This is a genomic window from Cytophaga sp. (genome assembly GCF_051961495.1).
Lineage (GTDB): Bacteria > Bacteroidota > Bacteroidia > Cytophagales > Cytophagaceae > Cytophaga.
In genome coordinates this window covers 24,247-34,616 of sequence record NZ_JBQCDF010000055.1, presented here as the reverse complement: position 1 = coordinate 34,616, position 10,370 = coordinate 24,247, and the positions used below count along the sequence as shown (strand labels likewise).

Here is a 10,370-nt window from a genome sequence, read left to right as displayed (position 1 = left end):
CCTGCATGAGCTTGCGCATGGGCCACACACGCTTCTTTTTTGTTACCTGGTGCTGTAGGTCTCTGTATGTGACACGGTTTTGTAAACGGTTAAAAACAATATCTCTGTAGGTTTGTTCACGTAGCTTTCCTAAGATCATTTCCAGGGAAAGTGTTTTGCGTTTTTCAGCATGGATAGCCCAGTCCTGCGTAAACTGTTTCCACCGGAGTGTATCAAGGCTTTTCAAAACCGGATACACCAGTTCAATGTGCTGAAGCCAGTGTTTCAGGATGGATTCCTCTGCAATGTCAGCCCATTGTTCCGGCGGGTACGTTTCCTGCAAGTTAGACAAGCGTTGTATGCAGATGCGGTCTGTTGTGTTTAATGATTCCAGTAACGCATCCAGATGCTGAATGTCGTTGATATAACTCATCACAAAGTGCATCCAGTTTGTTAACAGGGAAGAATCTTTGATAAAGAGCCGCTGCTGTGCCGCACTGAAATAGACCGAAGTATTTTCAATTCCTGTTTGCAAATTAGTATGATGCGTACAAATATTTTTCAGGAGTTTTTTTGCAACAGCAGCATTCAGCGAAAGGAGATGTTGATGCAGCGGACTTATTTGCTCTATTGTCTGCAGGGCAGTATCAATGGCTTTTATCGCGTATGTTTTTGTTTGCAGCGTACTACTGTCCTGAAGTTGTATTTCAGTACGGGTATATACGGCAAGTTCCTGTATCCTTATTTCAAGAAGAAGTATAGATTCCAGCTTGCTTGTAATAAGAGGTAGCGTATGGGCCGATAATTCAACCGGCATGCAGGAAGAGAATTTCTTTAATGATTTATATTCGGAAGAAAATAACGTATAGAAAAACCATGAGAATGGATTGGCAGCTCTTTTCTTTGCTGTTGCAAGAAATGTATGCAGCTCATGCAGTTGTTTGAAATCATACTGTTCAAAAACTACTTGGTATTGTTTCTGTACAGCAGCAATGGATTGAATGAGCTTATTGGCTGCTGCGAAGTTAACAGGCGATACAAATGAATCCCAGAATTCCTTTACGGAGACTTCACTTAAAAGGAATTGTAAGTCTTCAAGCGTCTTTCTTAGTGAACCAAGGTTTTCAAAACTGCTGATAATATCTGTTTCTCCATACACTGAGGCTTGTTCAGTAAAATCGTCAATAGCCTGTTTTAATAGCAATGCCTGTTCATTCCATATATCCAGCTTGTCATGCGAATTTGCTGGCTGCGCAATTCTGTTTTTCCAGAGTTCAGCATGCGGATAAGGCAAAGCTGCATAAATACTGTACGTGCGGATGGCCTGGATAAGCCTCTCTGATTCTTTTGCCGGATATGCAGTGTACAGGTCACTGAGATTAATCGTTGTGGCTTCTGCGTTTGCTTTCAGATATAATTCATGCGCACTGAACCCGCATACCTGTGTATCAAACAGCGCTTTCCTGAATTCTTCGCTATGCGTGTTAAGTTGCGTGAGCAATTTAACAGAAGCTGAAAATTCACGTTCCAGATAAATAGTATCCAGGCTATTGTTTATTGTCTGGAAGACTTCAATGTTTTCAATCTGCTTATCAATCTTGGCGTATAAAGTCCGTTGATCGAACTTTACATCGTGTACCAGCGCAAAAAAATCATGGAGTGATTTCTGACCTAGTCTTTTGGCTACTACTTCAAGTGCCGCACGTTTGTGTGATACGACCAGTATTTTTTTACCTGCTGCGAGTCCGCTGCAGATCATGTTGCAAATAGTTTCTGACTTGCCCGATCCCGGCGGGCCCTGGATTACAATGGATTTACCTTTTAATACTTCACGGATCGCAAATTCCTGGGAGGCATCCATGCTGTAAGGAGTCATCAGGTCTTCTCTGTAGGGATCATTAGGTAATTCTATTTTATTGCGTGCTTCAAAAAAAAATTCTAAGGAAACATCGGTTGAATTTGTTGCCCAGGTATCGAAGTCGGCAGCAATAGCCGAGCCTGCCTGTGGAAAGATTCCTAATACGGCATTTGGTTCAATACGCATTTCGCCGATAGCGTATACATCTTCATATTCCTGACGCTTATAGACCTTTAGAGGTTTGATTTCATTTGAAAAATATTCTTTGCTGAACAGAAATTCGAGCGACGTTTTTTTCAACCATTCATATAGTTGCGTGCGAAACTCCAGCGGGTCAGCAGAGAATTCTTCAAAGTTTTCTTCAAGCACTTCATCGGGCAATACCAGATCATGATAGTGTGCAAAAGCGAGAAGCAGGCTTTTGTTCAGCTGTATGCTTCGTCCTTCTTCTCTGCGTAGAAACCAGGCATTGCCTTCACTTTCCAATCTGACAGGAAAGAACAGGAGAGGAGCACGGAAAGGTGTACCATCTTTCCATTTTCCTTCGGCAAAAAGCCAGCCGGTATAACATTCATATAAACCGCGTTCTTCAAATATTTGTGAAAGTTTGCGGTAGATTTTTTTCAGTATGGAGGAAACATGCTGAACTTTTTCCACGCGGGGTTCCTGCACCGGACATAAACGAATACTTTTCTTTTCAGTCAGCAATTCTTCTATAATATGAAATGCACCGTGCTGGTCAACGAAATGCAGTTCACTCAAATCCAGTTCCTGCGTGGCTGATAAGCGCAGGAACAATAGCGACCGATTTCCTGTTGTAAGGTCGTATAAGCGTTTGCGATATGTTTTCAGAATTTTCTCCATCAATGGAAATCCAATCCTTTAACAGACATTTTCATGGAGCCGGTAGCATAGAGCACAGCCTTTATTGAACCTTGCGTAACATATATTTCTTTGGGAGCCATTTGGCTGATGTTTGCTTTCACAACAACATTTTTTGTAATGTTGTATGATTGAATGTAGGCATTCACTTCCTTTTTCATATTTGCCATATCTTCTGCAACAGAATAGCGTAGTGCTTCCTGCATCCGTTTAGTTAACGAACTTTTTAGGATCCAATTGCCTGTTTTAACCATTGCATTTTTTGTTTCGATGGAATAGTCCAGGTTTTTCAGATAAATGGTTTGAGAAACAGAGTCGTAAGTGGGCTTGCCTTTTAAATAAATATTGCCTGTGACATTGCCCGAAACTTTTGTTTTGATAACCAGATTATCACCACCGCCATAAATGCTTACACTATCGATACGGATTTTTTTCTTCCCGTTGGAAGATGTAAAGGTAGTACCTGCCATGTACTGGTGTGCGAGCTTACTGGCTTCTTCATAACTCATATCATTGATCAGAGAGAGCACAAAATCTCCGCTTAAGGCATTTGAATACGTAGCATTGGGCAGGTTTGTTAATTTAACAGTCGGTTTTGTACCTACAAATGTTTCAGCAACACCATCAATACGTATGGTGGCATTTGCAAAATCTTTTGTGCCGGTTAAAGGTGTAACGCTGATATTAGTTGGACTGATGCGCAGCCAGGCATTTGGGTTGTCGTACAGCTGTACCGGCTGGTGCAGGGCATTCCAGCCTTCTTCTACATACTTGCGGAGCTCGATCTGTTTTTTAATTTCATCATCAATGGTTTCGGTGATCAGCTTTTGCTGCGACTTAATAATACGGTCTGCAATAAATGTAACCGGTAAGGAAATGCTGCCGCCTGTTACAACGGGCTTTTCAATCCAGTCATATTTCTGCAGCGACGTTTGAGGTTCAAGGGTCCAAAAAACACCGATTTTTAATTTGGTATTGAAAGTCATGCGAAGCGCTGCATCTGCCGTAAATTCATCAGACATGCTGATTCCAAACTGATTGAATTCCCATTTAATCTTAGACCAGATTTTGATGGGAACTTCATATACAATTTCTTCACCTTTCATGGAAAGCAGGATCGGACTTACTTTCCATACTTTCATTAATACACCGTCTGCATAATCCGCATCATCATAGATCAGGCCGTTCAGCTGTTTGTTTAATTCCGCTTCTATTTCACGTAGTGATAACTCTACCGGAACGACTACATGTGATACCGGTGGTTTGTACTCAAATGTCTGGTAGGCTTCAGCAGGCGCCTTCGATTTAACCGAACGGCAGGAGTCAAGCGTTGTAAAGACAAAAAGGAGAAGCGTTATAAAATAGATTTTCTTCATAGTGGTATTTAGAAAATAACAGGCGGCATAAAGGATGTATACCAGCGATCCGTAAAACAAATCAGCCTTCGTAAGAAGGCTGATTTGTACATTTAAATATTGATCTCAAACTGAACCAGATCGACGAATTCCTGCAGTCTTTCGTTCAATTCATTTTTATGCAGGCCCACAAGGCGTTCTGTACCAAATTTCTCTACACAGAAAGAAGCCATTGCAGAACCATAAATGATTGCTCGTTTCATATTTTCAAAAGAAGTATCCTTTGTACTTGCAATGTATCCGATGAAGCCACCTGCAAATGTATCACCCGCGCCAGTCGGATCGAATACATCTTCCAGCGGCAATGCCGGTGCGAAGAATACCTGGTCATGGTTGAATAATAAAGCACCATGTTCACCTTTTTTGATGATCAGTATTTTTGGTCCCATGGCTATGATTTTACGCGCAGCTTTTACAAGAGAATATTCTCCTGAAAGTTGACGTGCTTCTTCATCGTTGATGGATAGTACATCCACTAGAGCCAGTGTTTGTTTCAGGTCGTCCATGGCGATGTCCATCCAGAAATTCATGGTATCCATTACGATCAGTTTCGGACGGTTTTTCAAACGTTCAATAACTGTGCGTTGTACAGAAGGGGCAAGGTTGCCCAGCATCAGGTAGTCGCAGTTCTGGTATGATTCAGGAATAACCGGATCGAATGTTCCCAGTACATTCAGTTCGGTAACAAGCGTGTCACGCGTGTTCATGTCGTTGTGGTAGCGGCCAGACCAGAAGAACGTTTTTTCATTTTCTTTTATCTGGAGACCTTCTGTGTTAATGGAATGCGATTGCAGCATTTTGATATTTGATTCCGGAAAATCAGAACCTACAACACCAACCAGGTTTATTTTAGGATTGAAATACGAAGAAGACAAACCGATATAGGTAGCTGCGCCACCTAAAATTTTATCCGTTTTACCAAAAGGCGTTTCAATTGCATCAAAAGCAACCGAACCAACTACTAATAAGCTCATAATACAGTTTAATTTATCTGCAAATATTGGTTCAATTGTGTTAAATCCCAAGGATATGGGGGAATATAAATCAACAATTTGAAACATCATTGCTGGAAACAGATGGTTTGGGAAATGTGCATATCTGCCAGGAGATGAATAATCCAAAATCAATCCTTTGAAATTAAGGTTTGGCAATTCCGGGATTGAAAATTTTAAAAAGGCTCTTGTTCAGAGCTGTATGTTTAGATTGACAAAGTGAAAATACAAAATGTTGACTTTTGAAATTATATTTTTATTTATTGTGCTAAATCTTTGCATATCAGTTTAGGTATGATATATATTTGCTAAATATAATTAACCTTTTCAAATCGAATTTTTATGAAAACAATGAAATTTTATGTGATTGCTTTATGCTTACTGAGCATAGCTGTAGTGTCTGCATGTAAAAAGAAGGATGATCCAGCCCCGGCTACACCTTTTGCTTACTCAACAGACAAACTTCAGAACAGATGGGAAGTTTCCAATAACGCCCGTACTACAGGAGCTTCAGCTTCAACATTGATTGCCGTTGAATTTGTTCAGAATGCATATATATTGTATTTCCCTAATGACAGTATTGTTACTGGTACATACACGACTTCCGGTGCAGATGTAATTGTACTGAAGGATTTCGGAACATTAAAAGTTAATACATTAACAGAAACAGATTTTGGTTTTGAGCTTGAAGTGGCTGGAACGAAAGAAGTCTTTACTTCTGCCAAAGCAGACCAGGCAATTGCAGATTCAGATCATACTACAAAATTATGTAAAACATGGAAGATGACTGAGTATACGTTAATGGGTGAGACAGAATATCCGCAAGACTATTATGTAGTATTTAATAAGTACGGAACATATTTGACAACAATGGTAGAAGGCGGAGTTACTGAAGTAGGCTCCAATACCTGGATGTGGTCCAATACAGCTGAAGATGAATTCTGTTATGGTGCCTGGGATGGCGGAAATATCAGTGATTGCAATGGATTAGGCAGTGTTACGATTACGTTTTCAGACAATGATACTAAAGTAACATTGGTTGAAACAAACGATATCCTTGGAGAAGTTGAATACAAACTTGAATTGAAATAATAATCAATCCTGTGGTTATAAAAAAAGCCCTTCGTCATTGGCGAAGGGCTTTTGTTATAACCACACGTTGGGGAGAATCATCCAATACAATTTTTTTCAGCAACCCAGGAATCTTGTGCCGGAAAGTAAGTCATTCAGCCAATAGATAATAAGGGCTGCAGCTAACAGGGATGATATAATCGCAATCAGCTTTGCATGTTTTATATTTTGCTTTTCCAGGATCAGGTTTGTGAATTTTCCTATTCCATAAGATATACTTGTAATGATTGAAAAAGGAATTAATAAAAGAAGAATTAAGGGGATTATGCTCATAAGCCTTGTGTGTATTACGGAACAAATGGATAAAGTAAAGATAGATATTAATGGCGCATGGCGAAAGAGATTCAATTGAAAGAATAGTATTTTGGTTGAATAACAGCCATCGTTTCTCTTATTGTCAAAACCTTATTTTTTAGTACTTTAGAGAAGCAATAACAGTAGATTTTATGCGCTTCAAGGTTTTTTCGGTTCTTGTTTTTTTATGTTTTTCGCAGGCGGCATATAGTCAGGGCTGCAGCGACGCGGGTTTTTGTACCATGGGAGCCATGCGCCCCAATCAAAACTTCAGCAATAAGGCCCTGATCAGACTACGCTCTGTAGAAGCACTGCAATACATGGGCTTAACCAAGTTTCACGATGTGATACTTACATCTCTGCTGGATATCAATGCAAGTATCGGCAAGCGGGGATCATTCCAGATCAAACTGCCGTACACGTTTGTCTCCGGCTCGCTAGCCAACACTAATGGTGCAGGAGATATTTCACTTGCTTACACACATGCACTGCTTGTTAAAACCAATTGGCAGTTGTCGGGTACCATAGGTACAAAACTTCCGACCAATCATTCAGACAAAACAAGTGCCGACGGCAGGCCATTACCCATGTATTACCAGACAAGTTTAGGTACTTATGATATAGTAGCCGGTCTGTCTTTTATCACCCGGAACTGGCTGTTTGCAACAGGTTATCAGCATGCCTTCAACCAGAATGGAAATGAATTCAGATGGTCTGAATGGAACAACAGTGAACAAAAAGCAGCAGCATTGGAATATCCGCCGGCCTGGAATTTAAAACGCGGTTCAGATATCATGTTTCGTATTGAGCGTAATTTCCGGTCAACGAAATGGAATGCCTATCTGGGTTTGTTAACGATCTATAGAATTACCAAAGACGAGATTTCAAAAGGTACGCCGGATAATCGCATTCTGGTACCTAATACTACTGGTCCGGCAATAACCGCGTTAACAGGTGCGGGCTACCGTTTTTCAACAAGAGTAGCGCTTAAAGGCATGGTAGGAGTGAAGCTGATCAACCGGGATACCAATCCTGACGGACTTTCAAGAGTTATGGTATCGACACTCAGTGTTGAAATAAAATTATAAAAAAAGAATTTTTATCTGACAGGCTGTTTGTATGAAAAAGTTTTTATTCATAAATGTTATGTTGATTTTTAATCAAATGCTGTATGCACAAACGGCAGGTTTGAGTAAAAGTAAGGGCGATAGTTTATTTGTACTGGGTGATTATGCTGCCGCGTCAGAATATTATTCGAAGGAAATCAGTGTGAATAATAAAAATGTAACAGAACAATATTTATATAATAAACTTCAGTATGCTTTATGTGAGATACGGCTTAATAATCTGGAAAAGGCGCAGGGTATTATTGATGAAGGCCTAGCCGAATGCGGAGAACAATTTAAAAATGAAGACGCCCTGTTTATGAATGCGCAGGCACAGATATTTTATCAAAAGGGACAATTGGAGCAGGCAGCTTCCGAAGTTGAAAACGCCATAGATCTGTTAACAATGTGGCAGTTTTATTCAAAAACTGTTTTAGCAGAGTTATATAATACCGAGGGCATTATTAACTGGATGCAAGGAAACGATGAAAAAGCTTTGGAATATTTTAATCAATCACTGGAGTTATACAAAACTGAGTATGACGCAGACGCTTCTGCCATTGCCGGGGTCTATAATAATATTGGCCTTGTTTATTCCGGCTTTGATCTACAACTGTCATTGACATATTATGAACGGGCGTTAAAAATGTATGAGCATATTTATTCTGCGGATCATCCTGCCCTGGCCATTGCATACAGCAATCTGGGCCAGATCTACAGGAAGCAAAAAGTATACAATACTTCGCTGGTGCAATATGAAAAAGCGCTGGACATCTGGAACAAGCGTTATGCAGGCCCGCATCCAAACAAGGCATTTGTGTATTCAAGCATCGCGCAGGTACTTCAGGAGAAAAAAGAATATCCATCCGCATTGGATTATGCTGGTAAAGCATTGGCTATTTATCAGCAGGCATATGGTGAAAAGCATCCCAATACTGCAGCCTGCTATACCTTGATCGGTTCGGTTTATTCCGACCAACGTGAATACACAAAAGCATTGGAAGCATTGCAGCATAGCCTTATCGCCAACAGCGCTACGTTTTCTTCCGCAGATTATACAAAGAATCCATCCATGCAGGAATACTTCGATGGACAATTATTATTATCAACGCTGACACACAAAGGTATTGTGCTTTCAAAACGTGAGGCTGAACAGACCTTGCGCATCAAAGATCTGACACTGGCATTATCTACCTATCAGTCCTGTGATACCTTATTGAGTCAGCTCAGACAAACCCGCACCGGAAAAAATGACAAGCTGGCGCTGGGTATTTACAGCAATGACGTATATGACCGGAGCATGGAGCTGTGTTTACTTTTATCTGAAAATACATTTAAGAAAGAGAGGTATTTGAAACTGGCCTATTATTTCGTAGAAAGAAGCAAAGCGTCTGTATTGCAGGAATCCATTGCTGATTCAAAAGCGAAAGAGTTTGCAGGAATTCCGAATAAGGAAATTGAAAAAGAAGACGCCTATAAAACAACGATCGCCTATTTGGAACAACGCATTGCGAAAGGTATTACAGACGAAGCCACAATGAAAAGCGTGGCGGCAGAGCTTTTCGGACAGAAGCGGGAGTATGAATTTTTCATCCGTTCGCTGGAAAAAAATTATCCTGCCTATTACAACTTAAAATATGATATTCAATCTATAACGGTTGAAACGCTGCAATCAAAATTAAATCCAACAGACTGTATTCTGGAATATTTTGTATCAGAAAGTACAAACACTGTCCGTATTTTCCGGATCACACAAAAGACGTACGATGTATATTCAATTCCTTTAACGGACTGGTATGGGAAAAATATTTCCGCAATGCGTAACTCTATTAAGTTTAACAACAAGGCATTGTTTATTAAAGCTTCGTCCGCTTTGTACGAGCAATTGATGCCGAAGATTTCGAAGCATACAACACATCTGATCATTATTCCGGACGGAAAAATGAGTGCAATTCCTTTTGAAGCCCTTCTGGTAAAAGCACCTGAAAATGATACGGTGAATTATACGCAAATGGAGTTTCTGATAAAAAGATATGCGGTCAGTTACAACTATGCAGGCTCTTTATATGACCAGAGTTCTTCCGATACCATACTTCAAAAGAAAGTGCTGTTATTTGCACCTGTTGAATTCAGTGATTCAAGTTATCTGAATCCTCTGCCCGGCACATTAAAAGAGGTAGAGTGCCTAAATACGATCTGTAAAAGCTATGCAGCAGCTGATATGTATATTTACACAAAAGCTACCAGAGAAGTTTTACTAAGTGATTCAATCAGTCAATACTCCATTATCCATCTTGCAACGCATGGGGTAGTAGACGCAGAACAGCCGGAGCTTTCCTGTATTTATACCTCCGGAACTTCTGAAGAAGATAGCCGTATATATTCAGGGGATATGTATAACATGCGTTTACATGCCGACCTGGTTGCATTGTCTGCCTGCGAAACAGGCCTGGGGAAATATGCAAAAGGCGAAGGAATGATCGGTTTATCAAGAGCCTTGTTCTATGCAGGAGCAGATAATATCATGGTTTCTTTATGGACAGTCTCAGATCAGTCTGCACAGCTTTTTATGCAATATTTCTATACAGATTTTCAACCGGACCGGATGCAGACTCTTGCTTTTGCTTCCCGGGAAGCAAAACTGAAATTACTGCAGAGCGCAGAATATAATACACCCTACCATTGGGCAGCCTTTATATTAATCGGAAAATAA

General features: G+C 40.3%; 7 protein-coding genes. 3 read left to right on the top strand and 4 right to left on the bottom strand.

Annotation, left to right across the window (positions count from 1 at the left end; all coding sequences use genetic code 11):
* From ACTHJT_RS02770 to ACTHJT_RS02760, 3 genes are all read right to left on the bottom strand, one after another.
* Positions 1-2,701: AAA domain-containing protein (locus ACTHJT_RS02770; RefSeq protein WP_440236216.1), on the bottom strand; the 2,701-nt coding region annotated here is incomplete at its 3' end.
* Complete coding sequence (locus ACTHJT_RS02765) at positions 2,701-4,095, bottom strand: DUF4403 family protein (protein WP_440236214.1); 1,395 nt, start codon at positions 4,093-4,095, stop codon at positions 2,701-2,703. The genes ACTHJT_RS02770 and ACTHJT_RS02765, both read right to left, overlap by 1 nt.
* A gap of 92 nt (positions 4,096-4,187) precedes the next feature.
* On the bottom strand, positions 4,188-5,108 hold the full coding sequence (locus ACTHJT_RS02760; protein ID WP_440236213.1) for a carbohydrate kinase family protein: 921 nt from the start codon (positions 5,106-5,108) through the stop codon (positions 4,188-4,190).
* A 360-nt stretch (positions 5,109-5,468) separates the two neighbouring features.
* On the opposite strand from ACTHJT_RS02760, the gene ACTHJT_RS02755 reads away from it, so the two are divergent.
* Positions 5,469-6,218 carry a hypothetical protein gene (locus tag ACTHJT_RS02755; RefSeq protein ID WP_440236211.1) on the top strand — a complete coding sequence of 250 codons (750 nt, stop codon included), beginning with the start codon at positions 5,469-5,471 and terminating at the stop codon, positions 6,216-6,218.
* Positions 6,219-6,314: 96 nt separating this feature from the next.
* Here the strand turns inward: ACTHJT_RS02755 and ACTHJT_RS02750 are convergent, their stop codons facing one another.
* Positions 6,315-6,530 carry a hypothetical protein gene (locus tag ACTHJT_RS02750; protein ID WP_440236210.1) on the bottom strand — a complete coding sequence of 72 codons (216 nt, stop codon included), beginning with the start codon at positions 6,528-6,530 and terminating at the stop codon, positions 6,315-6,317.
* Positions 6,531-6,703: 173 nt separating this feature from the next.
* Between ACTHJT_RS02750 and ACTHJT_RS02745 the strand changes: the two genes are divergently transcribed.
* Positions 6,704-7,639 carry a hypothetical protein gene (locus ACTHJT_RS02745; protein ID WP_440236209.1) on the top strand — a complete coding sequence of 312 codons (936 nt, stop codon included), beginning with the start codon at positions 6,704-6,706 and terminating at the stop codon, positions 7,637-7,639.
* 31 nt (positions 7,640-7,670) lie between these two features.
* Positions 7,671-10,370: a CHAT domain-containing protein gene (locus ACTHJT_RS02740; protein WP_440236208.1), complete on the top strand. Its 2,700-nt coding sequence runs from the start codon at positions 7,671-7,673 to the stop codon at positions 10,368-10,370.

Coding starts and splice junctions, on each gene's coding strand:
- ACTHJT_RS02765 (WP_440236214.1), bottom strand. CDS start 4,095: ATGAAGAAAATCTATTTTATAACGCTTCTCCTTTTTGTCTTTACAACG.
- ACTHJT_RS02760 (WP_440236213.1), bottom strand. CDS start 5,108: ATGAGCTTATTAGTAGTTGGTTCGGTTGCTTTTGATGCAATTGAAACG.
- ACTHJT_RS02755 (WP_440236211.1), top strand. CDS start 5,469: ATGAAAACAATGAAATTTTATGTGATTGCTTTATGCTTACTGAGCATA.
- ACTHJT_RS02750 (WP_440236210.1), bottom strand. CDS start 6,530: ATGAGCATAATCCCCTTAATTCTTCTTTTATTAATTCCTTTTTCAATC.
- ACTHJT_RS02745 (WP_440236209.1), top strand. CDS start 6,704: ATGCGCTTCAAGGTTTTTTCGGTTCTTGTTTTTTTATGTTTTTCGCAG.
- ACTHJT_RS02740 (WP_440236208.1), top strand. CDS start 7,671: ATGAAAAAGTTTTTATTCATAAATGTTATGTTGATTTTTAATCAAATG.